We start from the raw sequence: 24,166 nt of genomic DNA on the forward strand, positions 1-24,166 counted from the left end.
TCTCCTTATTAAATTCCATGTTTATGACCCACATCTTTATGGCAAGAAGCGCATTTTAAAGAATTCTGTGCGTGGGGATTAGTGGTTGCATTGATTGCCGTTTGTGCAAAATCCGCATGACAACGAATACAATTTTGTTGTATAGTTTCTCGGGTTTTATTACTTGCGCTTAAATTTGTAGGAAGTTCATCAAGCTTAAAGGTAAAAGCATAAGCATGACCCAATCCACTTTGTGCTTTAGCAATCCATTTAGCAAAAAATTCATGAGGCAAATGACAATCCACACAAGTTGCTCTAGGCTCTCCTTTAACCTTTTGAGAGTGTGGCCCTTGCATATATTCATTATAAACCTCATTCATAATATGGCAATTATTGCAAGATTCGCTTGCATTACTCAAATAAGACGTACCTTTTGCATTATAAAAAGTATAAAAACCGATCACAAAAAATACGAAGAGTAAAACAAGAAAAATATTAAATAAACTTAAAGTTTTTTTCAACTTTATACTCCTTGAAAAAGCATTGAAACTTAAATAAAAATAGCTTTAGATTGTAGCGTAAATATTGTTAATAAATATTTAAATATATTTATTTTTAATTAATTAAAATGATTTTTTATTTTTAATATATTATCCTAATTAAAAATAATTTTATCAATCATTTAAGATTGAAACTAAGATTGATTTTTAAAACATTGCTAAAGATTAAATTCTTATAAACTCTGTAAAAAATCATTGATTTTCAAATGGTAAAATTAAAATAAAAAGGAAATTTTTCATGCAAACAACTCCTGATATGTTTTTAAATAGAGAACTTTCATGGTTACGTTTTAATTCAAGAGTTTTAAATCAATGCACAAAAGCGATGCCTTTACTAGAAAGACTTAAATTTATCGCTATATATTGTACTAATTTGGATGAATTTTACATGATACGCGTTGCAGGTCTTAAACAATTATTTTCTGCAGGTGTAAATGCAAGCAGTAGTGATGAAATGAGTCCCTTAGAACAACTTAAAGCTATACGTAAATATTTGCATGAAGAAAAAGAACTTTTAGAAGAATATTTTAAAGAAATTACTAAAGAACTTGAAAAAGAAAATTTATTTATCAAACAATACGATCATTTAGATGAGAATTTAAAGCAAAAATGCGATGAGTTTTTTTTCTCAAATATATTTCCTGTGATCGTTCCTATAGCTGTTGATGCAACACATCCTTTTCCACATTTAAACAATCTGTCTTTCTCTTTAGCGGTTAAAATTTGTGATAAATCACATCCTGAACTTATTAAATTTGGAATGGTAAGAATTTCAAGAGTGTTACCTCGTTTTTATGAGGTGGTTTCAAACATTTATGTGCCTATTGAAAGTATTGTTCATCAACATATTGAAGAAATTTTTCCTGGTTATAAACTTTTAGCTTCAGCAGCATTTAGGGTTACAAGAAATGCAGATATGGTCATCGAAGAAGAAGAAGCGGATGATTTTATGATGATACTTGAACAAGGCTTAAAGCTAAGAAGAAAAGGGGCTTTTGTTAGACTTCAAATTCAAAAAGATGCGGATGAACAAATCGTTGAATTTTTAAGCACTCATATGAAAATTTTTCACAAGGATGTTTATGAATACTCGACTTTATTAAACCTTCCAAGAATTTGGCAAATTGTAGGAAATAAGACTTTTACCCATCTTTTAAGCCCGCTTTATACACCAAAAACTTTGCCGCCTTTTGATGAAAATTTATCTATTTTTGATGCGATTGATAAAGAAGATATCTTAATCATTCAACCTTATGAAAGTTTTGATCCTGTATATAAATTTATAAAAGAAGCGAGTCGGGATCCCGAAGTTATTTCCATAAGAATGACACTTTATAGAGTAGAAAAAAATTCAAATATCGTCCAAGCTTTAATCGACGCTGCTAGCGAAGGAAAACAAGTCACAGTCATGGTAGAATTAAAAGCCCGTTTTGATGAGGAAAACAATCTACACTGGGCAAAAGCTTTAGAAAATGCAGGTGCGCATGTTATTTATGGAATTAGAGGTTTTAAAGTCCATGCTAAAGTCTCTCAAGTTATACGCAAGCAAGGAGAAAAACTTAAATTTTATATCCATTTAAGCACGGGAAATTATAACGCAAGTAGTGCAAAAATATATACGGATATGAGTTATTTTACTAATAAAGCTGAAATCGCTCAAGATGTAACAAGCTTTTTTCATATTTTATCTGGTTTTAATAAAAATCGTCGGCTTAAAACCCTTTCTATGAGTCCTAATCAAATTAAAGAAAAAATTCTAGAAATGATCCGTATAGAAACCACTAAAGGTAGTGAAGGTGTTATCATTGCTAAAATGAATTCTCTTGTGGATAGTCATATTATCAAAGCTCTTTATGAGGCGAGCATGCAAGGAGTTCAAATTGATCTTATTGTCAGAGGAATTTGCTGCTTAAAACCCAATCAAGAATACAGTAAAAATATACGTGTAAGAAGCATCATAGGAAAGTATCTAGAACATGCAAGAGTGTTTTATTTTAAACATAGCGAACCTAATTATTTTATATCAAGTGCGGATTGGATGCCAAGAAATTTAGAACGTCGCTTAGAACTGATGACTCCAATTTTTGATGAAAGAAATAAAGCTAAATTAGCGCAATTTTTACGTTTGCAACTTAGCGATAATACTTTAGCTTATGAATTACAAAGCGATGGAGAATATATCAAAGTTGGTCAAAATGATAAAACCATAGATTCTCAACAAACCTTAGAGGATTATGTCAATAAAATATATCAAACCTTGAAAAAGGATACGGATCAAACTAGAGCAACACAATTAGCGTCAAAATTATTTAAGGAGAATTAATGGTGGAAGCGAGGGGAATTGAACCCCTGTCCAAAAATAACCCCACAAAGATCTCTACATGTTTAGCAAAGATGACTGTTTCACTATATTTCGCTCATCTTCCAAAACTTAAAAATATAGCTAAGACTTTAATTTCACTTAAAATGTGTCAAGTTTTAAGCTACACTATCTTAAGATGACCAAATTTCAAGCTAGATAGTATCACTTAAAATTCAGGCTCAACTGAACTTACGCAGCTTTAGCGTAAGCAGGAGCAAATTTAACGTTGTTTGCGTTTAATTTTATTTAGGCTTTTTACGCTTTGCCTAAAGCGACATGCCATCTAAGCAGACTTACTCCTGTCGAAGCCAAGTCGCTCCCATTATTTAGAAATAATATTTGGAACATTAACAATTAAAGGATTAAAAACAGCTAAAACAGAATCATCATTTTCATACGAACGACAATATTTCTCAAACTGATCACTCACTAAAAGCATCCAATCTGTAAATTCTTCACTAGCTGGACCCTCAAAACGATTTGCTTGTGCCATCATTTCTTCACAAAATACACAAAAATCAGTGATTTCACTAAGTTCTAAACGCCTCGCAGCCCATGCAGTATTGTGTGCTAAGGTTTCAAGCTCCTTAATTGCTTCCTTATAACGCACACTATCGCTACCTAGCTTTATAATCAAGGGTTCAAACCTATCACACATTGTTCTAAAAAATTGCAAAAACTTTTCTATATCGTCAATTTCATATTCTAATTCTAATTTTGTTAAAATTCCCATTTTTAAACCATATTATAAAGTTTAAGTAAATTCTAGCAAAATTTAGTTAAAATCTTATTTTAATTTTCCTAGAAAAACAAGAATGAAAAATGGATAGAATAGTAGAAATAGAAAAATATTCTTTTGATGAAACTTATGAAAATTCCTTACGTCCTTCAAGTTTTGATGGCTATATAGGGCAAGAAAGTATCAAAAAAAATTTAAATGTTTTTATTGCTGCAGCTAAAAAACGTAATGAATGTTTAGATCATATTCTTTTTAGTGGCCCAGCTGGACTTGGAAAAACAACTTTAGCTAACATAATCTCTTATGAAATGGAAGCGAATATCAAAACAACAGCCGCACCGATGATAGAAAAAAGCGGGGATTTAGCTGCCATTTTAACGAATTTAAGCGAAGGAGATGTTTTATTTATCGACGAGATTCATCGTCTAAGTCCTGCTATTGAGGAAGTGCTTTATCCGGCTATGGAGGATTATCGTTTGGATATTATTATAGGGAGTGGCCCTGCAGCACAAACGATAAAAATTGATCTACCTAAATTCACACTCATAGGCGCTACTACACGTGCGGGTATGCTTAGCAATCCTTTAAGAGATCGCTTTGGTATGCAATTTCGTTTAGAATTTTATAAAGATAATGAACTTGCAACTATACTTCAAAAAGCTGCCTTAAAACTTAATAAAACTTGCGAAGAAGATGCAGCACTTGAAATCGCAAAAAGATCAAGATCAACACCCAGAATCGCACTTAGACTTTTAAAAAGAGTAAGAGATTTTGCAGATGTGAATGATGAAAAAAATATTACTCTAAAAAGAGCTAATGAGGCTTTAAATTCTTTAGGGGTAAATGAATTAGGCTTTGATGCGATGGATTTAAGATACCTTGAACTTTTAACAGCAGCAAAACAAAAACCTATGGGACTTGCGAGTATAGCTGCAGCTTTAAGCGAAGATGAAAATACAATTGAAGATGTTATAGAGCCTTATTTATTGGCAAATGGCTATATAGAACGCACCGCTAAGGGACGCATAGCAAGTCATAAAAGTTTTAGTGCTTTAAAAATGAAATATCAAAAAAATTTATTTGAGGAGTAATTTTTTGAAAAACGGAAAAATATTTTTAATTTCTTTTATTTTGGTTATTTTATCGCTTTTACTTTATCTTTTTAAAAGCTTTTTACTCGTGATCATTATCGCAAGTTTAATGGCAGTAGCAACATCAAATATAAATGCGAAATTCTTGCATTTAACTAAAGGGCATAAATTTTTTGCTTCAATTTTAACAACTTCTTGCATGGTGATTTTATTTTTTGCTCCTTTTTTTTACACTATGATAGAATTAGCTAAAACTTTAAAAAACTTTGATATTAATTTAATTTCTCACACACTAGATTATATCAAAAACTATCAATTTACCTTGCCTGAAGGACTGAATTTTTTAGAACCAAAAATCAAAGAATTTTTAGCGTCTATAGATTTAAACAATATTTCAAAACAAGTTTTAAATTATGCCTCAAGTTTTACAAAGTCTGGAGCCAAATTTCTCATAGACATGGCTTTAATTTGTGTCTTTTACTTTTTTGCTAATCTATACGGAACTGAACTTGTCATTTATCTAAAATCAATTGTGCCAGTAGATAGAAAAGAATTAGATGATGTTTTATCTGAAGTGGGCAATGTGATGGCTGTTGTGCTTTATTCTATGGTAATCATTGCTATTTTTCAAGGAACTCTTTTTGGGATTATTACCCTATTTTATGGATATGATGGTATTTTAATGGGTTCTATTTTTGCTATTAGCTCTTTAATACCAGCCGTTGGTGGTGCTTTAGTTTATATACCTGTAAGTCTTTATGAATTTGCGTCTAATGGTTTAAATTCGGCACTTGTAATTTTAATTTATTCTGTCGTTGTTATTTCTTTTATCGCTGATACTTTAATCAAACCTTTAATTATAAAATGGATCAATAAAAAACTCGTTAAAACGCCAACAAAAATCAATGAACTTTTGATTTTCTTAGCTATGATGGCAGGGATATCAAGCTTTGGTTTTTGGGGTATTATTTTAGGTCCTGCAATTTTAACCTTTTTCATTTCTACAATTAGAATGTACGTGATTTTAAAAGATAAGAAATTGATCTGATTTATCTAGCTAAGCTAGATAAATTCAAATTAAGCCTTTGGCCCTATCATTTTAGTCGGATCAACAAATTGATTAAAATCTTCTTCACCAACTAAACCAAGCTCCATCGCACTTTCCTTCAAAGAAATTCCTTTTTTGTGTGCATTTTTAGCTACCTTTGCAGCATTTTCATAACCAATATGTGGATTTAAGGCAGTAACTAGCATTAAGGAATTATGAAGATTATGATCAATTTTTTCACGATTTGGTTTTATACCTATAGCACAATGGATATTAAATGAATGCATAGAATCAGCTAAAAGATCAAGACTTTGTAAAAAATTATAAATAATCACAGGCTTAAATACATTGAGTTCAAAATTTCCTTGACTCGCTGCAAATCCAATCGTCGCATCATTTCCCATAACTTGAACTGCAACCATAGTTATAGCTTCACATTGAGTAGGATTTACCTTACCTGGCATAATAGAACTCCCTGGCTCATTTTCTGGGATACTAAGCTCCCCAAGGCCACATCTTGGGCCAGAAGATAACCATCTAATATCATTAGCAATTTTCATTAAATTTGCAGCTAAACCTTTCATAGCTCCGTGAGTAAAATTAATTGCATCATGACTTGTTAAAGCATGAAATTTGTTTGGGCTTGAAATAAATTTAGTCCCCATAAGCTTAGTTAATTCTTCGCTAACTTTTTCACTAAGCTCTGGATGGGCATTAAGACCTGTTCCTACAGCTGTCCCACCAATAGCTAATTCTCTTAAGCTTGGCAAAGAAGCAATGATTTGCTCTTTAGAATGTAAAAGCATGGAAAGATAACCACTAAATTCCTGTGCTAAAGTTAGCGGTGTAGCATCTTGCAAATGAGTACGTCCTATTTTAATAATACCTTCAAATTCTTTTACTTTTTTTTCAAAAGTCGCAATGAGTTCATCTAAAGCAGGGATTAGTTTTTTTTCAACTTGTTCAACCGCAACTATACTCATAGCTGTTGGAAAAGTATCGTTTGAACTTTGACTCATATTAACATGATCATTTGGGTGCACGAGTTTTTCTTTACGAAAATCTCCGCCCATAATTTCAGTGGCACGATTTGCAATCACTTCATTCATATTCATATTACTTTGAGTGCCTGAACCTGTTTGCCAAATCGCAAGTGGAAAATTATCATCAAATTTACCCGCAATAATTTCATCACAAGCTTGAACTATAGCATTTTTTTTAGCATCATCGAGTTTGCCAAGTTTATAATTAACCAAAGCTAAAGATTTTTTTAGATTAGCAAAAGCATAAATTAAAACCTTTGGCATTTTCTCGCAACCAATTTTAAAATTTTCAAAACTTCTCTCGGTTTGTGCTCCCCAATATTTATCATTTGGAACCTTAACTTCACCCATAGTATCATGCTCTATTCTATACTCCATTGTATTTTCCTTCAATTTTAATTTCATACAATGATTTAAACAAAAATAGACATAAAATTAGCTTATAATTTAAATTTTAAATAAATAAGCACAGATTTAAACAAACTTTGTTTCAAAACTGCACACTAATGATTTTTTATTCTACTGTTACACTTTTTGCAAGATTTCTTGGCATATCTACATCATTACCCATTCTAATAGAAATTTCCATAGCTAAAAGTTGAGTGATCACCATCATTTCAAAAAATTCACACATATAATGATTTTGTTCATTAGTTTTTATAAAATCGTCACTCAAATCAAATTCCAAAGGAGAAATACTAAGTACAGTAGAATCTCTAGCAATTAATTCTTCAACATTAGATTTTGTTTTTTCATAAAGCATATTTTTAGGCATTAAGGCAATGGTATAAAGCTTAGAATCAGCCAACGCTATAGGACCATGTTTCATTTCTCCCGCTGGATAACCTTCAGCATGCAAATAAGAAAGCTCTTTTAATTTTAAAGCACCCTCTAAAGCTAGAGGATAAAAAACATCACGTCCTATAAAGAAAAATCCATGTCCATCAAGATAACGCTTAGATAAGCGATGAATTTTTTCGTGTAATTTAGTATCCACTTTAACACAATTTGGTGTATGTAGTAATGCTTGAATTTCTATAGAAGTATCAAAATTTTTCTTTTGTGCAATAAAAATAGCCAACATCCAAAGGGTTAAAATTTGTGTCGCAAAAGCCTTTGTCGAGGCTACACCTTTTTCAATACCTGCACGGGTTAAAAGACTTAAATGTGCTAAACGCACCATATTAGAATTATCCACATTACAAATTGCAAAAGTTTTTGCACCCTGCTCCTTTGCTATTTTTAAAGCCTCTAATGTATCTGCAGTTTCTCCACTTTGAGAAATTACAATAAATAAAGAATTAGGCTTAATCACTGCCTCGCGGTAGCGAAATTCACTTGCAATTTCAACCTTAGCTTTAATTTTTGCTAGACGTTCAAACAAATAAGCACTTGCCATAGCTGCATGATAACTTGTTCCGCACGCACATAAAGTAATTTCATCAATATTGCTTAAATTTTCATTTTCAAGCTCATCAAAAACCACCTCATCTCCGTTAATACGCCCCATTAAAACTTCACTCATAACGCGACTTTGTTCATAAATTTCTTTTTCCATAAAAAAGCGAAAACCATCTTTTTTAGCAAAAGCTTTATCACCTCGCAATTTTGTAAAAGAATTGATTTTGAGTTTATGATTTTCAAAAATCACCAATTCTTCTTTATTAGCATAGCCTAAACTCAAATCTTCAAGATAAATCACCTCGCTACAAAGTCCGATTAAAGGTGTATCAGCACTAGCAAAATAAATTTCATTCTCTTCATTTTTTCCCACAATTAAAGGAGCTGCATTTTTAGCAAAAAAGACACGATTAGGATCTTTTTTTGTGATCAAAAGAATCGCAAAAGCTCCACGTAACTCATCAATAGTCTTTTTAAATGCCTCAAATGCATCCATATCTTTAGCATAAAATTCAAAAAGTTGCACTATCACTTCAGTATCAGTTTGACTTAGAAAATGAACGCCATTGTGCTCTAATTTGTCTTTAATTTCTTTATAATTTTCTATAATTCCATTATGAATCACACAAGAGTATTGCCCCAAATGTGGATGAGCATTGATTTCTGTTGGTTTTCCATGTGTTGCCCAACGCGTATGGCCTATGGCAAATCCATAACCTTCGCTAGAAAAACCACTGCATTTATTAGATAAATTCTCAAGTTTTCCTACAGCTTTAAAAAAACTAAATTCTTTATCTTTCATTACTGCTAAACCTGCACTATCATAGCCGCGATATTCAAGTTCTTTAAGTCCATTGATTATGGTTTGTTTTTTTTCATTTTTTCCTATATAACCTACTATTCCACACATTTTTACTCTCTTAAAAATTATTAATTTATATTTAAATAATGAATTTTAACTTATCTTTTTTAATGATTTATTCTAAAAATTATGATTTTCTTTGTTAAAAATACTGATAAAACACCATTTTATCGAAATTTACTTATAAGTTAAATCTTTTTTTCAGTAAGAATTTATAATGTTTATTTTAAAATTTTGAAAAACAAAAAGTGATCATCAAATGAAAAATTTACTTAAAAAATTAGAAAATGAAGAAAGAATCAATCAAGAAGAAGCAAATAAACTTTGGGATTTAGATCTTTTTACCCTAGGCAAATTAGCCCACAAAAGACGTGAAAAACTTCATGGTAAAAAAGTCTATTTCAATATCAATCGCCATATCAATCCAACCAACATCTGTGCAGATACTTGTAAATTTTGTGCCTTTTCAGCTCACCGCAAAAATCCAAATCCTTATATAATGACTCATGAAGAAATTATGAAAATAGTCGATGAAACCGTAACTCGCGGCACAAAAGAAGTGCACATAGTTTCTGCTCATAATAAAGATACAAGTTGGCAATGGTATTTAGAAATTTTTAAAATGATTAAAGAAAAATATCCTAATATCCACATAAAAGCTATGACAGCAGCTGAAATTGATTTCTTGCACCGACGCTTTGCAATGAGTTATGAGGAAGTGATTGAAAAGATGCTAGAATATGGCGTAGATTCAATGCCTGGTGGTGGAGCTGAAATTTTTGATGAAGAAATTCGTAAAAAAATTTGCCATGGAAAGGTAAGCAGCGAGAACTGGTTAAAAATTCACAAATTATGGCATCAAAAAGGCAAACAAAGTAATGCTACTATGCTCTTTGGACATATAGAAGAAAGAGAACATAGAATCGATCATATGTTTAGACTTAGAAATTTACAAGATGAAACCGGCGGATTTAACGCTTTTATTCCTTTAGTATGGCAAAGGGATAATAGCTTTATACAAACTGATAAAATTATGGACAGCGAAGAGATTTTAAAAACCGTTGCTATTTCGCGTTTAGTACTTGATAATATCAAAAATATCAAAGCTTATTGGGCAACGATGACTTTAAATTTAGCTATGGTAGCTCAAGAGTTTGGCGCTAATGATTTAGATGGAACCATTGAAAAAGAAAGTATTCAAAGTGCCGGAGGGGCAAAATCAGCCAAAGGAACAAGCTTGAAAACTTTCATAGATATGATTAAAACTGCTAATTTAATCCCTGTAGAACGAGATAGTTTATATAATGAGTTAAAAATTTATTAATTTAGGAGATAAATTTGTTCAAACTTAAAGAAAATAAAACTAATTTTCGCACAGAGTTGATTGCTGGATTGACCACTTTTTTAGCTATGGTTTATATCATCCCTGTTAATTCAGCAATTGTAAGTAATACTGGTATGCCTATAGAGGCTTTAATCACAGCAACTGCCTTAGTTACTATCGTAGCAAGTGCCTTTAATGCTTTTTTTGCTAATACGCCAGTTGCTATGAGTGTTGGTATGGGCTTAAATGCTTATTTTACCTTTGCGGTTTGTGGAGCACAAAAAATTCCTTGGCAAAGTGCCTTAGGAGCAGTTTTTATTTCAAGTATTATTTTTCTTATCCTTTCTTTTACACACTTTCGCCTTTGGATTATTAGAAATATCCCTAAAGATTTGAGACTAGCGATTTGTGCAGGTATTGGCTGTTTTATCACTTTTTTAGGATTGAGTCAAATGGGGATTATTGTGCATAATAAAGATACCTTAGTGGGAATAGGAAATTTTGGAAGCTCTCATGTGCTTTTTGGAATTTTTACCCTTGCACTTATTATCTTTTTTTGGGCTATAAAACTTAAAGGGGCTTTTATTTTTGGAGTTTTAATCAGCTCAATCATTGCTTGGATTTTCCATATCGATCAAGCACAATTTCCTACTCAGCTATTCTCCCTACCTGCTTTTGACTCTACCAATGGCTTAGGGGCAATCTTTTTAAAATTAGATATCAAAAGTGCTTTAAATATTAGTATGATTCCTATCATACTTACTTTTTTCATCACTCAACTTTTTGACAGCATTGGTACTATTACTGGCGTAGGAGAAAGAGGAAAAATATTTGATGATGCTAAAAATGGTGAAAAAAAACTTGGAAAAACTTTAATGGCAGACGCTACAGGATCTACTCTTGGTTCTTTGGTTGGGACATCCACTGTAACAGCTTTTGTTGAAAGCACAACCGGAGTAGAAAGCGGTGGCAGAACTGGTCTTGCAGCACTTGTTGTGGCTTTATGTTTTATTTTAACTCTTTTTTTACTTCCACTTTTTAAAGCCATACCTGCAAATGCAATTTATCCTGTTCTTATTATGGTTGGAATTTTAATGTTTATGGAAGTTAAAAATATAGATTTTAAAGATGAGGCTATAGCGGTGGGTAGCTTTTTTACCATCATCATGATGCCACTAACCTATTCTATTACCTCGGGTTTTGCTTTTGGTTTTCTCACTTATCTACTAATAAGAGTTTTTAAACGCCAATGGGATCAAATTAGCTTAGGCATTGTTGTTTTAAGCTTGATTTCTTTAGGTAATTTTTTACTGATAGCACTACAATAAAAAGGGGATGGATGTTTTTTTATTCTTATGATTATTTTGAAGAAGACGTTAAATTTTTAGCCACACAAATAAAAAAAGAATTTAATCCCGATGCTCTTATTGCCATCGCTAGAGGCGGTATGACTTTAGGACATTCTTTAGCCGTTGCCCTAGATACTCGCAACCTTTTTAGTCTCAATTCTATACATTATGACGATACTAAAAAACTCGATACCATTGAAATTTTTAATATCCCAGATCTTAAAAATTATAAAAAAATTTTACTCATTGATGATATAGTAGATAGCGGAGAAAGCTTATCTGAAATTAAAAAAAGACTACAAGAACAATTTCCTCATATAGAATTAAAAATTGCAACGATTTTCTATAAAAAAACGGCTCTTTTAGAACCTGATTTCAAGGTTAAAGAAGCTAAAGAATGGATAGATTTCTTTTGGGATATAAAAATTAATTAATCTTTGTCGTTATTGTTTGGAGTTTTAAATTTTGAAAATTAAAATCATATTATTGTTATTATTAAGCTATTCTTTTGCGTTGGATCAAAATTTTGAAGATTTTGAGCAAGAATACAAAAGTTATCAAATCAATGATCCACTTGCAAGTTATAATAAAGCCATGACTCATTTTAATATAGCCTTATATACTTATGGATTTCGCCCTATTTTAAAGGGTTATAATGAAGTTACACCTCAGTTTTTACGCACAGGAGTAAGGAATTTTTTTGACAATTTATTTTCACCCTTACGTTTTGTTGGCAATGTTTTACAATTGAAATTTGAAAATGCCGGAGAGGAATTTAAAAGATTTACAACAAATACAATTATGGGATTTGGTGGCTTAATGGATCCAGCTAGTCAAATGGGTTTAAAAAAACATCCTGCTGATCTTGGAACCATCTTAGGACACTGGGGAGTTGGCGGAGGATTTCACTTAGTATTGCCTGTATTGGGGCCTAGTAATTTAAGAGATACTTTAACTTTACCTGCAATTTGGTATGCAGATCCTATAAGCTATATAAATCCTCAATGGGAAAGTATAGCAATCAGTGCTTATGGTTTTAGCAATGAACTTAGTTTCAAACTTGATGAAATTGATGAAATTTATTATAATTCACCAAATTTATATCCATTTTTAAGAGATGCTTACGAACAAAGAAGGCAAGAATTAAGTAAATAAGGAAACAAATGAAAAAAATTATTTTATTATTCTTTTTTTTAGGAAATATTTGGGCTTTAAATTTAAACGATATCCCAAATACTATGCAAAATAACATTGATAAAAGTTTGAATTTTTTAAAAACTCAAAAAGATAAAACTTTAGTCGCAAATGAAATTTTTAAACTCTTTGATGATATCATTGATTATAAACTTATGGCAAAACTTAGTCTTTCAAAAAACTATGATAAACTTAGCAAACAAGAGCAAGAAGAATTTTCAAAAGCTTTTGAGCAAAGTCTTAAAAAAAGCTTTACTGATAAATTAAGTCTTTATAAAGATCAAATTCTAAAAGTAAAAAATGGAGAACTTAAAAACGAAAAAAGATATTTTCTTACAACTTCTATTGTGGATAATGGAGAGGAAAAAAATATTATTTTCAAATTTTACAACAATGATAATAATTGGTTAATTTATGATGTTGATGTACTAGGGGTTAGCATCATTCAAACTTATCGCTCTCAATTTGGAGACATTTTATCGAGTGAGGGATTTAATGCTTTATTGCAAAAACTCAAAAGCATTACCATTAAATAAATGCTTTCAAAATTTTTAAAACTGATTATTTCTTACCCAAAAACTACTTTTTTGGGAACCTTTTTTATTTGTTTATTTCTTAGTTTTTTTGCTTTTAAAATAAGTGTTGATGCAAGTGCTGAAAGTTTATTGCTCGAAGATGATACCGATTTAAAAACCTTTAGAGAAATTTCAAAACATTATAAAAATGATAATTTTTTGATTCTTGCTTTTAAACCTCAAGATGAAAATCCTTTTTCAAAAACAAATTTATCTAAATTACAAAAACTTCACAATGATTTAGAAAAAGCACCTTTGATTGAACGCGTTTTTAGCATCATCAATGCACCCTTATTACAAAGCTCTGAAAACACAGATCTTAAAGAACTTTTAAAAAATATACCCGATATACAAAGCAAAGATGTTAATCAAACAAAGGCAAAAAATGAAATTTTAAACAATCCTTTTTATAAAAATAATATTATTTCAAAAAATGGAAGAATCACAGGAATTATCATTTATCTAAAAACAGATTATATTTACAATGAACTTATAGAAAAAAGAAATTTAGCTAAAAATGAAAAAGAAAAAAATGCTATTCGTTTAGCGATTAAAAAACATCAAGATCAGCAAAAAATTCTCAATAAACAAAATTTAGATTTTATAAAAAATATTATAAAAAAATACGAAACCAATCAAGATAAACTTTATCTTGGCGGTGTCAGTATGATAGCTGATGATATGATCACCTATATAAAATCCGATCTTTTAATCTATGGAGTTTCTTTAGTTTTTTTATTAGCAATTGCATTATATTATTTTTTTAGAACTTGGCGTTTTGTTCTTTTACCCCTTTTTATATGTTTTATCAGTTTGAGTGCGGCAAGTGGAGTATTTGCTCTTTTAAATTTTCAAATCACGGTTATTTCTTCTAACTACGTTGCTCTAGTTTTAATCATAACTTTAAGCGTGGTTATACATTTAATCACTCATTTTATAGAAATCTCTCAAACCTATCCTAATGCAAGAATTCAACGCCTTGTGCTTCAAACCTTACTGGCTAAAGCAAAACCTAGCCTTTATGCTATAGTTACAACCATGATAGGCTTTTTTTCCCTTATATTTTCAAATATAGAGCCTATTATAAAATTAGGCATTATGATGAGCGTGGGCATTGGTTTGGCTTTGATTTTTAGCTATTTATTTTTAGCAAGTATTCTAGTTTTACTCAAGCCAAAGCAATACCACAAAAAAGAATTTAAATTCAATCTTTTAGAATTTTGTGCAAAAATAAGTCTTGATCAAAAAAAACGTTATATCATTTATGGAATTTCTTGTATAGCGATTTTAGTATCCTTATTTGGAATTTCTAAACTAAGGGTTGAAAATTCTTTTGTGAATTATTTTAGAGATGGCAGTGAGATTAAAAAAGGATTACTTGTTATTGATAAAAATTTAGGCGGAACCTTGCCTCTAGATGTAATCATACGCTTTAAAAATAATCAAACAGCTACCAACTCAAATAAAGCCTTAGATAGTTTTGAAGATGAATTTGAAGATCTAGAGAAAAAAGATACCTATTGGTTTAATTCCAAAAAAACACGTATTGCTAAAAAAGTTCATGAATTTTTAGAACATCAAAAATTTGTCGGTTCAGTTCTTAGTTTAAACAGTCTTTTGATTTTAGGTAAAAATATCAATCATGGCGAGGATTTAGATGATTTTGCATTGGCATTTTTAAATGAAAATTTGCCTCAAAATTTCAAACAAGATCTTATTTCTCCTTTTGTCAATATAAAAAACAATGAATTAAGATTTACAATGCGTATTGTTGATTCTGATCCAAATTTAAGACGTAACGAATTTTTGATCAAGCTTAATGAAAATTTACACAAGCTTTTAAAAAATGATGATGTGCAAATACAAATCACAGGTATTATGGTGCTTTACAATAATATGCTTCAAAGTCTTTTTTCTTCGCAATTTGATACACTTGTATTTGTTATATTAGCCATTTTTATTCTTTTTATCTTTGTTTTTCGTGATTTAAAATTTTCCATTATAGCTATACTGGTTAATGTTATTCCTTTAAGTGTTGTTTTTGCCTTAATGGGGTTGTGTCAAATTCCTCTTGATATGATGAGTATTACAATAGCTGCTATTGCTATTGGCATTGGAGTTGATGATGCTATTCATTATATCTATCGTTTTAAGGAAGAAATTAAAAGCAAAAGTATTGAAGAAGCTATAATCAACTCTCATCTTAGCATAGGATCAGCACTTTACTATACTACTATAAGCATAGTATTAGGGTTTAGCGTTATGATGAGTAGTAATTTTATCCCTACAATCTATTTTGGGGTTTTAACAGTCTTTGTTATGATTTTACTTTTAAGTGGGAGTTTATTTTTACTCCCTAGTTTTTTAATCAGTATTTATTCTAAGAAAGCCAAACTTGAAAACCAACATAAATAGCATAAATTAGAACAACCGCAATCATGTATTTTATAAATTTCTTCATCTTTCTTTTTCCCTTTTAATCATTTCTAAAATAATTAAAGCAAGCTCCATAGCTTTAAATCTATGCGAAATCTTATTCTTTTGACTAGATTCAAGTTCAGCTAAAGTTTGTTCAAAATCCTTTGGAATAAAAAGACTATCATAACCAAAGCCCTTGTCTCCTTTTTCTTTATTGATGACTTTTCCATGCATACTTGCTTGGGTTACATACTCCCCATTTAAAGTTACTAAAGCAATAGCAGCTTTATAATGAGCCTTACTTTCACAAATGTTTAATTTTTTCATTTCAGAAAGTAATTTCTCTCTATTGCTTTTATCATCACCTTTAGCGCTAAAACGAGCAGAGAAAATTCCAGGTTTTCCTCCTAAAGCATCAACGCAAATTCCACTATCATCGCTTAAAACAATGAAATCTTTTTTCTGTTCTTGATTTAAAGCATTAAAAACAGCCCTAGCCTTTATTAAAGCGTTTTCTTTAAAACTTTTACCATTTTCTTCGATTTCAAAAGGCTTAAGAATATCACCAAAGGAATATAAAGAATAATCTTTAATCATGTCTTTAAATTCTAGAACTTTATGTGCGTTATTTGTTGCCAAAAGAATTTTCATACCCTATCCTTTCTTTTTTTTAGCTATGAAAACTTTGAAAAAAGTCTAGCATAATTTTTAAAAGCTTACAAGAAAAATATCCTATAAAATTAAAAATAAGTTAATCTAAATGATAGTAAAATTATCTCAATTTAAAATTGAGGAAGGTAGCAATGTTAAATAATGTTTTAGCTTTATCATTTATAATTGGAACTAGATTTTTTGGACTTTTCATTGTTTTGCCTGTCTTAAGTCTTTATACTCTAAAACTAGAACATGCAAATGAATTCTTAGTGGGATTTTTAGTCGGAATTTATTCTCTTACGCAAATGATTTTACAAATGCCTTTTGGAATTTTAAGCGATAAAATAGGTCGTAAAAAAACAATGCTTATAGGACTTTTAGTCTTTATTGTAGGTTCTTTAATTTGTGCTTTTTCTCATGATATTTACATGATGCTATTAGGCAGAATGCTTCAAGGTGCTGGGGCTATTGGCGGCGTCGCTACAGCTATGATTAGCGATTTTATCACAGAAGAAAATCGCGGTAAAGCTATGGCTATCATGGGTTCTTTTATAGGTCTTAGTTTTGCGAGTTCTATGGTTATCTCTCCTTTAATGAGTGCAAAATGGGGCTTATCTAGTCTTTTTTATTTGAGTGCAGCTTTATCGGCTTTATGTATTGTTTTACTTTATAGCGTTGTTCCAAAAGAAAATAAAATCACTCATCACAATCAAAAAACACCTTTTTTACATCTTATTAGACAAAAAAATTTAGCCCTAATGAATATTACTAATTGTATGCAAAAAATGCTTATGAGTATAGCGTTTTTAAGCATACCTATTATTTTAGTTAAACATCTAGGTTTTCATGAAAATAAACTTTGGGCTGTTTATACGCCTTCTATGATTGCGGGATTTATTGCCATGGGATTTGCCGGAAGTTTAGGAGAAAAAAAAGGATTGGCTAAGCAAATTTTATTACTTGGTGTGGTATTTTTTATTTTTTCTTATGTTCTTTTTAGTCTTTCTAACTCCATCAATCTTTTTATTGTTGCTATTGTTATATTTTTTATCGGATTTAACCTACATGAGCCTATTATGCAAAGTTGTGCATCAAAATTTTGTAAAGTCCATGAAAAAGGTGCAGCATTAGGTCTTTTTAATGCCTTTGGTTACGCAGGAAGTTTTATAGGTGGTTCTGTTGGTGGAATATTTTTACATCTTAATCAATTAAATCTTTTAACAATTATCTTAGTTGTTTTAGCTATTTTTTGGTTGATTAGTCTCTTTTTCTTAAAAAATCCATCTGAATTTAAAAATATCTACCTACCTTTAAATACATCTTTGGATTTAAAAGAATTTGGAAAAAATATAGGGGTTATAGATATTTATAAAAATTCCAAAAATTTAATTATTAAATTTGACAGTAAAATTACAAATGAAGAAAGTTTAAAAGCTAAAATTTAAAATAGAAAAAACTCGCAATTTGATTGAGAATTTTATCTTCTAATGAAGCTTGACAACGCTCTTTGTTTGATAAATAAGCTGTTCTAGCGATTAAGCTTGTTCTTTGAGTTTTACCATTTTTAATAATCTCTATATTTAATTGCATACTGTAATAATTCTCAACAAGCCATTCTCCTTGGCTTTCCAAAGGATCAAAATCATAAAAAAATCTAGCTGAAGTGCTTATCCTTTGTGCATAAGAATGTTTTTTCATATCCACAAGATTGAGATAAATTTTATATGTTGGATTTTGATTGCTTTGTTTAAGTCCTAAATTTTGCAATTTATTGGCTAATTTATACTCTAGCTCGCTTTTAATTTTACTTGGATTTTGAAAAAGAATTTCAAAAGTTTCATTAGGATGTGCTTGAAGAAATATGCCTTCATTATTAGTTTGTATAGAACTTTCAACAAAGGTAGAATTAGCACAGGCACTCATAAGGAGTGCCAAAAATATAAAAATAAAAATTTTCATTTTATGATGGTTGGTGTAGCGCTAAGCCCTAAAGCACGATATTTTTCATAAAGAGAGAATATCTGTTTTAATTCAGCATCGCTGACTTTCGGGTAGTTTTTAATATTTGGATTATAATATTTCTTTAAAATCGCTATTTTTTCATCATCATTTTTAGCTTTTTTAACTTCTTTATAAATGAGTGCTGACTTTTCAAAAGCTGATTTTCCATGCACTGGAGTTAAAATATAATTGATTTGATAATCTTTAAGCTCATCTTTAATTTGCTCTAGCTGCTCTCTACAAAAAGGACATTCTGGATCAGAGAATACATACATTGCGGGTTTATTTTTATCACCCATAGCAATCACCATCTTTTCCTTTTGTGCCACAGGTTTGGCATTTTTAGCAAAATGTTCTCTAGCTTCTTGAAATTTTTTCATTTCATATTCTTGAGCATAAGAAGTTCTTGTTTTTATATCAATAATATCAGGAACTATAATATTATCCTTTGTAAAAAGAATTTGATCTTGAGTTTGACCATCAACACTCACGCTAACAATCACACTTTCAAATCCTGTATTTCCAACTTTTTGACGATCTTTGACACTTACGGTAGCATTTGGAAACTGCATTTTGATACTTTTTGAATAAAAATCACTGATTTCACTATTGCTTGCAGCAAATAAAGATGCTGAACAAGCTAAAATTAAGCTTAATTTTCTCATTCATATTCCTTAAAAAATAAAATATAGATTTATTGTATAATGATTTTCTAAATACTTGTTTTTAAAAATCTTTTTTTCTCTTTTTTTTGTACCCTTTCATCTTTGTCTAGATACTCTAAATACGCTATTGCGTATTTTCTTGATAGATGAAAAATTTCTTTCATTTTTTGCACATCAAGCTCTGTTGTTTGTAAAATTTTCAAACATTCTTGCATCATTTGATCTAAAGCTTTTTTTTCTACAAAAAGATTATGAGAAAGTCTGATAACTAACTTTTCTTGAGTGAGTTTTTTTAAAATTTCATCACCGCTTTTTCGATCAAGATCTAAATCTTCATAAAGATTATAAGGAGCTTGTGGCTTAATGCCTTGTTTTTTTAATATTTCATAGAGTTCATTGTTGTTTCTTTGTTTGAGTTTTTCAAAGTCAATCCCTTTTTTAAAATATATTCCATTTTTAAAATCGAGCAAATTTTGCATATTTTTAAGCCCAAATTCACAAAATTCCACACTCGCCCAAGAGATTCTCAAAGATAATGAAGTCGGAGAAAACATAGCATAAGGATTTTTATCTAGTATAAAAATAATCATTTTTTTAAATTCATCCAAAGCTAAGAGATTATAAACATTGAGATTTTTTTCATCCACAAAAACCCCGTTTAATTTCTTTGCCAAATCCAAAGCTTCTTTATGAAGTAATTTAAATCTTTGATAACTAGAAAGCAAACCAAATCCCATTTTATGGATATCTTTTAAAAAACTAAAAACCGCTTTAAAGTCTCTATTTTTAAGTAAAAATAATAATTTATTTTTTAATTCTTTCTTTAAAGGCTCACTTACAGGATTTAAAATTCTACCACCCCCGACAATACGATTATTTTGAAGTAAGATAAATTTTTCATCAAAACATAAAAAAAGCTGGGTTTTAAAAACAAGATGGGCAAAAAATTCATCATTGTCTAATTCTTTTAAAATTGTAAGCTTACATTCTACACTTTTGCTTCCTACACAAAAAAGCATTTTCTCATTTTTTAATCCTCTTTTAGCTTTGATTAAAACATCGCATTCTAAAAATCCTTTAAAAATACCTTTCTTGCTTAAAACAAAACCTTTTTTCAAATCTTCATGATCACAATTTAAACTCAATGCCACACGGTTAAAAGCTCCAATTTCTTTACAATCTTGATCATGATTTTGTATATTTTTGATCAAAAGTTCTTTTTGATTATCCAAGCAAATAATTTTTTCATTAACACTGATTTTTCCCTCATTTAAACTACCTGTCACAACAGTTCCAATGCCTTTGAGTGAAAAAATTCTATCTATGTAATAGCGAAAAATCAAATCATCTTTTGCATTTTTATCTTTTAAATTTAAAAGATAATCTTTTAAAACATCGATACTAGCTTGATCTTTTATAGATGTATAAAAAACATTTAAAGGGGTAAAATTTAACTTTTTTAAAATTTCTTGCCCACGTTCCTTATAATTTTTGCATAAATCGCATTTGCTAAATACAATAATAATATCTTTAATTTCTAAGATTTCAAGCACTTCTAAATGCTCTATGCTTTGCTCTTTTAAACCTTCATTAATATCAATAACAAACAAACAAGCACTAAAACCAAATGCTCCGCTAATCATAGTTTTAACTAAATCTTTATGACCTGGAACATCGATAAAAGAAAAGTGTTTATCTTTTAATTTTAAATCCGAAAAACTTAGATTGATTGTAATTTGTCTTTCTTTTTCTTCTTTTAAATTATCTCCATCAAAGCCATTTAAAGCTTTAATTAAAGAAGTTTTTCCATGATCAATATGCCCTGCAGTTCCAATAAGTAAAGAATTCATCAATCTTCCATAGAATTAATCAATTGAATCAAAGTATCCAAATCACTTTCCCTAATCGTTCTAAAATCTAAAATAAAACTATCATTTTCAACGCGACCTATGATATTTTTTTCTCTAAATTTTTCTTGCAATATTAAAGCCTTGCCCTTAAAAGACAAAACTCGACTTTCTAAAGTTCTATCAGGCATAGAACCACCCCCGACTAAACTCTTGCTATTTTTAATTTCACTTTCAAATTTAATCCTCTGCTGCACCCACAAAGCTTTTTGCTCTATATGTTTAATATCATCGTTTAAAAGTCTTAAAGTAGTGATTTTATTATAATCTTTTTCAAGATAAGCTTTAAGCGTTTCATTAAGCAGCGCTAAAGTGATTTTATCTACTCTTAACATTCTTAAAAGCTGATTTTTTTTAATCTTCTCAATCAAATCTTTTTTTCCCAGTATAATTCCAGCTTGGACAGAACCAAAAAGTTTATCACCGCTAAAACTTAAAATATCGCAATTTTTAAGCACTTTTTTAATCATAGGTTCATTTTTTGCCAATTCTTTATTTAAATTTTCACACCACCCAGAGCCTAAATCATAATAGGTTAAAATTCCTTTTTCTTTAGCTAATTTATCAAGTTCCACAATGCTTACATCGCTTTGAAAACCTATAAGGGCAAAATTTGATTTGTGTGTTTTTAATAGTAACTTTGTATTTTCATCGATAGCTTCTTCATAGTCTTTTAAATGCGTTTTATTACTTGTTCCAACTTCTTTAAGTTTAACTCCAGCAGCCTTAATCACTTCAGGCACACGAAAACTCCCACCTATTTCGACCAATTCGCCTCTCGAGCTAATAATTTCTTCATTTAAACAAAGAGAATTTAAAATCAAAAAAACCGCTGCAGCATTATTATTTACCACTAAAGCATCTTCACACTCAAAAAGCATTTTAAGTTTCTCAAGCACTAAAGCGTAGCGACTTCCTCTTTTGCCATTTTCTAAATCAAATTCAAGATTTGCATAATTACAAATTTGATCCTTGCATTGATTAAAAATACTTTCATCAATCACACTTCTACCTAAATTTGTATGGATAATCACACCTGTAGCATTGATCACACTTTGTAAATCTTTACGCAGATATTTTTGAATTTCTGATTTTATTTTTTCTAAAAGAATATTTTTTTCACAGCTATTCTCACCCAAAGCCTTAAGATTGGCTACGATATTTTTGCAAAAATAAGCCTTTAAATAAAAAGGATATTCCTTTAAAGTTTCATCCTTGATTAAAGTTCCAATTTGTGGGAATTTTTTTATTTTGTCCATCTTAAACCTTAAGAAAATATTTGGTTATTTTAACATAAAATTTAAAAAAATATTTTTTAGAGGAAAAACTTTAATGAAAGAATTTGTTTTCATAAAAAACAAAGATTTAATCCCTTTGCCTGATGAAATTGAAATTTGGGAAACAAATAAAGATATAGAAGTTTTAATCTCTAATGATAAAAAACAAAAATCTAGCATCTACGCTCCAGAAATTAATTTTTACCTTAGAAATTCTCAAGATGATGCTTTAGAAAAGGCTAAAAATATTTTAAAACTCTATCAAATTAGAAATCATATTTATGATTTTGGACTTGATTTTGAAGAAAATAAACCCATTCAAAAACGCATTATTCTTATCGATCTAGAAGAAGAACTTGTTGATTTTTTGAAAAAAAATGATTTTAAAGTCATTGCTTTAAAAAATGAAGAAGTCAAAGGTATTTTTGGGACTATAGGAGAATTATGTGCGATAATATCCGATGAAATAGAAATTGATTTTGATATTTTAATTTTCAATCACCAATGCTTAAGAAAAGATTTTTCAAGGCAAAGTGGCTGCTATGATATGCAAAATTTCAAAAATAAAGAAGCTCTGCTTGAATTTTTAAATAGCATTATCCCAAATTACACTTACAAAAATTATTTTTCCTATGATTTAAATATATGCCAATATCATTCAAGGCGTAGTGAGCACTGTGCTAAATGTGTTGAAATTTGTCCCACAACAGCTATTTTAAAAGACGATGAAAATAAAAATCTAATTTTTTCACAAATAGATTGTTTGGAGTGTGGTTCTTGTATTAGCATTTGCCCTAGCGGATCGCTTGATAGTACTAATTTACCTAGAAACAGCTTTTTTGAAATTTGCAACTTTTTTAAAAAAAATAAAATTTTACTCATTTCAGAAAAAATTCCTCTAGAAAATTTAAATTTAGAACTTCCAAAAAATACCTTACCGCTAATCATAAAAGATGGATGGCTTACTCCTATGCATTTTTTAGCTCTTTTACAAAGTAGCGGTGCTAATATAGTCTTTTTCACTCAAACACTATCTCAAGGAAATCATGAAGCTATAGAACTTTTAAATACTTTTTTTGAGAGAAAATTTAATAAAAAAGCTATTTTTATTGCTAATGAAGAATTAAATACTCATTTAAAACAACAAGAATTTTTAGAAGATTTATATTTTGAATTTCATAATAATACTCTTAGCACAAGAGAAAATTTTTCTAAAAGAATGCAAAAACTTATACAAAATGATGATTTTGGTTCTTTAAAAAGCGGAGATTGGATAAGATATGGTAAAATAGAAATAAGTACTCAAACTTGCACCCTTTGTCTTTCTTGCGTTGGAGCTTGTAACGTAGGGGCTTTAATCGCAGATCATAAAGAAAATGCTTTAAAATTTAATGCTTCGCTTTGCACTACTTGTGGGTATTGTGAAATGAGTTGTGCTGAAAAAGATACCTTAAAGCTAACAAGAAGTGGAATGGAATTTAATCCTAGGTTTTTTGAATATCAAACGATGGCAAAAGATGAACTTTTTGCATGTATAGAATGCGGAAAAGAATTTGCTACTAAAAAAGCTGTGCAAAAAATAGCAGAACTTATGAAACCTAAATTTAAAGAAGATCAAAATAAAATTAAAACACTTTATTGCTGTGCAGAATGCAAGGCAAAAATAATGATAAAAAGTATGAGTAATTTATAAATATCGACTAAAAGTCGATATTTA

General features: G+C 29.8%; 20 protein-coding genes and 1 other RNA gene. 11 read left to right on the forward strand and 10 right to left on the reverse strand.

Annotation, left to right across the window (positions count from 1 at the left end):
* Nucleotides 1-8: 8 nt before the first annotated feature.
* The gene (nrfH, locus tag CQA75_RS03880) at nt 9-500 is read right to left on the reverse strand and encodes a cytochrome c nitrite reductase small subunit (RefSeq protein ID WP_137623742.1); all 492 of its coding nucleotides are present in this window, start codon (nt 498-500) and stop codon (nt 9-11) included.
* Nucleotides 501-777: 277 nt separating this feature from the next.
* On the opposite strand from nrfH, the gene CQA75_RS03885 reads away from it, so the two are divergent.
* Complete coding sequence (locus CQA75_RS03885) at nt 778-2,862, forward strand: RNA degradosome polyphosphate kinase (RefSeq protein ID WP_137623743.1); 2,085 nt, start codon at nt 778-780, stop codon at nt 2,860-2,862.
* On the opposite strand, the gene ssrA is transcribed toward CQA75_RS03885, so the two are convergent.
* Together ssrA and CQA75_RS03895 are read right to left on the reverse strand one after the other, a co-directional pair.
* Nucleotides 2,863-3,222, reverse strand: a transfer-messenger RNA (tmRNA) gene (gene ssrA, locus CQA75_RS03890). It abuts the gene before it with no gap.
* Nucleotide 3,223: 1 nt separating this feature from the next.
* Nucleotides 3,224-3,634, reverse strand: a complete 411-nt coding sequence (locus CQA75_RS03895; protein WP_137623744.1) for a histidine phosphotransferase — start codon at nt 3,632-3,634, stop codon at nt 3,224-3,226.
* Nucleotides 3,635-3,723: 89 nt separating this feature from the next.
* Here CQA75_RS03895 and ruvB point away from each other — a divergent pair, with 89 nt between their 5' ends.
* Nucleotides 3,724-4,731 (forward strand): Holliday junction branch migration DNA helicase RuvB, encoded by a 1,008-nt coding sequence (gene ruvB, locus CQA75_RS03900; RefSeq protein ID WP_137623745.1) that lies wholly within the window; start codon nt 3,724-3,726, stop codon nt 4,729-4,731.
* A 4-nt stretch (nt 4,732-4,735) separates the two neighbouring features.
* The gene (locus tag CQA75_RS03905) at nt 4,736-5,779 is read left to right on the forward strand and encodes an AI-2E family transporter (RefSeq protein WP_137623746.1); all 1,044 of its coding nucleotides are present in this window, start codon (nt 4,736-4,738) and stop codon (nt 5,777-5,779) included.
* A gap of 29 nt (nt 5,780-5,808) precedes the next feature.
* Here the strand turns inward: CQA75_RS03905 and fumC are convergent, their stop codons facing one another.
* Nucleotides 5,809-7,200, reverse strand: coding sequence for a class II fumarate hydratase (fumC, locus tag CQA75_RS03910; protein ID WP_137623747.1), 1,392 nt, complete (start codon nt 7,198-7,200; stop codon nt 5,809-5,811).
* A gap of 136 nt (nt 7,201-7,336) precedes the next feature.
* On the reverse strand, nt 7,337-9,133 hold the full coding sequence (gene glmS / locus CQA75_RS03915) for a glutamine--fructose-6-phosphate transaminase (isomerizing) (RefSeq protein ID WP_137623748.1): 1,797 nt from the start codon (nt 9,131-9,133) through the stop codon (nt 7,337-7,339).
* Between the two features lie 211 nt (nt 9,134-9,344).
* On the opposite strand from glmS, the gene mqnE reads away from it, so the two are divergent.
* Genes mqnE through CQA75_RS03945 form a run of 6 tightly spaced genes read left to right on the forward strand, consistent with a single transcriptional unit; the run spans nt 9,345 to nt 15,942 of the window.
* The gene (gene mqnE / locus CQA75_RS03920; protein WP_137623749.1) at nt 9,345-10,409 is read left to right on the forward strand and encodes an aminofutalosine synthase MqnE; all 1,065 of its coding nucleotides are present in this window, start codon (nt 9,345-9,347) and stop codon (nt 10,407-10,409) included.
* 8 nt (nt 10,410-10,417) lie between these two features.
* Nucleotides 10,418-11,737, forward strand: a complete 1,320-nt coding sequence (locus CQA75_RS03925) for an NCS2 family permease (RefSeq protein ID WP_137623750.1) — start codon at nt 10,418-10,420, stop codon at nt 11,735-11,737.
* Between the two features lie 11 nt (nt 11,738-11,748).
* The gene (locus CQA75_RS03930; RefSeq protein ID WP_137623751.1) at nt 11,749-12,192 is read left to right on the forward strand and encodes a phosphoribosyltransferase; all 444 of its coding nucleotides are present in this window, start codon (nt 11,749-11,751) and stop codon (nt 12,190-12,192) included.
* 31 nt (nt 12,193-12,223) lie between these two features.
* The gene (locus CQA75_RS03935; protein ID WP_137623752.1) at nt 12,224-12,913 is read left to right on the forward strand and encodes an MlaA family lipoprotein; all 690 of its coding nucleotides are present in this window, start codon (nt 12,224-12,226) and stop codon (nt 12,911-12,913) included.
* An 8-nt stretch (nt 12,914-12,921) separates the two neighbouring features.
* Nucleotides 12,922-13,488: an MlaC/ttg2D family ABC transporter substrate-binding protein gene (locus tag CQA75_RS03940; protein ID WP_137623753.1), complete on the forward strand. Its 567-nt coding sequence runs from the start codon at nt 12,922-12,924 to the stop codon at nt 13,486-13,488.
* Nucleotides 13,489-15,942 carry an efflux RND transporter permease subunit gene (locus tag CQA75_RS03945; protein WP_137623754.1) on the forward strand — a complete coding sequence of 818 codons (2,454 nt, stop codon included), beginning with the start codon at nt 13,489-13,491 and terminating at the stop codon, nt 15,940-15,942.
* 42 nt (nt 15,943-15,984) lie between these two features.
* Here the strand turns inward: CQA75_RS03945 and rdgB are convergent, their stop codons facing one another.
* Nucleotides 15,985-16,596 (reverse strand): RdgB/HAM1 family non-canonical purine NTP pyrophosphatase, encoded by a 612-nt coding sequence (rdgB, locus tag CQA75_RS03950; protein WP_137623755.1) that lies wholly within the window; start codon nt 16,594-16,596, stop codon nt 15,985-15,987.
* Nucleotides 16,597-16,748: 152 nt separating this feature from the next.
* Here rdgB and CQA75_RS03955 point away from each other — a divergent pair, with 152 nt between their 5' ends.
* Entirely contained in the window at nt 16,749-18,044 is a 1,296-nt protein-coding gene (locus CQA75_RS03955) for an MFS transporter (protein ID WP_137623756.1), read from the forward strand.
* On the opposite strand, the gene CQA75_RS03960 is transcribed toward CQA75_RS03955, so the two are convergent.
* The 4 genes from CQA75_RS03960 to selA are packed head-to-tail and all read right to left on the reverse strand — an operon-like array spanning nt 18,034 to nt 22,431.
* The gene (locus CQA75_RS03960; protein ID WP_137623818.1) at nt 18,034-18,522 is read right to left on the reverse strand and encodes a hypothetical protein; all 489 of its coding nucleotides are present in this window, start codon (nt 18,520-18,522) and stop codon (nt 18,034-18,036) included. The two genes, CQA75_RS03955 and CQA75_RS03960, sit on opposite strands and share 11 nt — an antisense overlap.
* 32 nt (nt 18,523-18,554) lie before the next feature.
* A complete protein-coding gene (locus CQA75_RS03965; RefSeq protein ID WP_137623757.1) occupies nt 18,555-19,265 on the reverse strand; it encodes a bifunctional thiol oxidoreductase in 711 nt (236 codons plus the stop codon).
* Nucleotides 19,266-19,312: 47 nt separating this feature from the next.
* Nucleotides 19,313-21,115, reverse strand: coding sequence for a selenocysteine-specific translation elongation factor (gene selB / locus CQA75_RS03970; RefSeq protein ID WP_137623758.1), 1,803 nt, complete (start codon nt 21,113-21,115; stop codon nt 19,313-19,315).
* Nucleotides 21,115-22,431 (reverse strand): L-seryl-tRNA(Sec) selenium transferase, encoded by a 1,317-nt coding sequence (gene selA, locus CQA75_RS03975; protein ID WP_137623759.1) that lies wholly within the window; start codon nt 22,429-22,431, stop codon nt 21,115-21,117. Before selA ends, selB begins: the two co-directional genes overlap by 1 nt.
* 73 nt (nt 22,432-22,504) lie before the next feature.
* On the opposite strand from selA, the gene CQA75_RS03980 reads away from it, so the two are divergent.
* On the forward strand, nt 22,505-24,142 hold the full coding sequence (locus CQA75_RS03980; protein WP_137623760.1) for a 4Fe-4S dicluster domain-containing protein: 1,638 nt from the start codon (nt 22,505-22,507) through the stop codon (nt 24,140-24,142).
* The last annotated feature ends 24 nt before the right edge of the window (nt 24,143-24,166 follow it).

The sequence above is a fragment of the Campylobacter taeniopygiae genome, assembly GCF_005406225.1.
Classification (GTDB): Bacteria; Campylobacterota; Campylobacteria; order Campylobacterales; family Campylobacteraceae; genus Campylobacter_D; species Campylobacter_D taeniopygiae.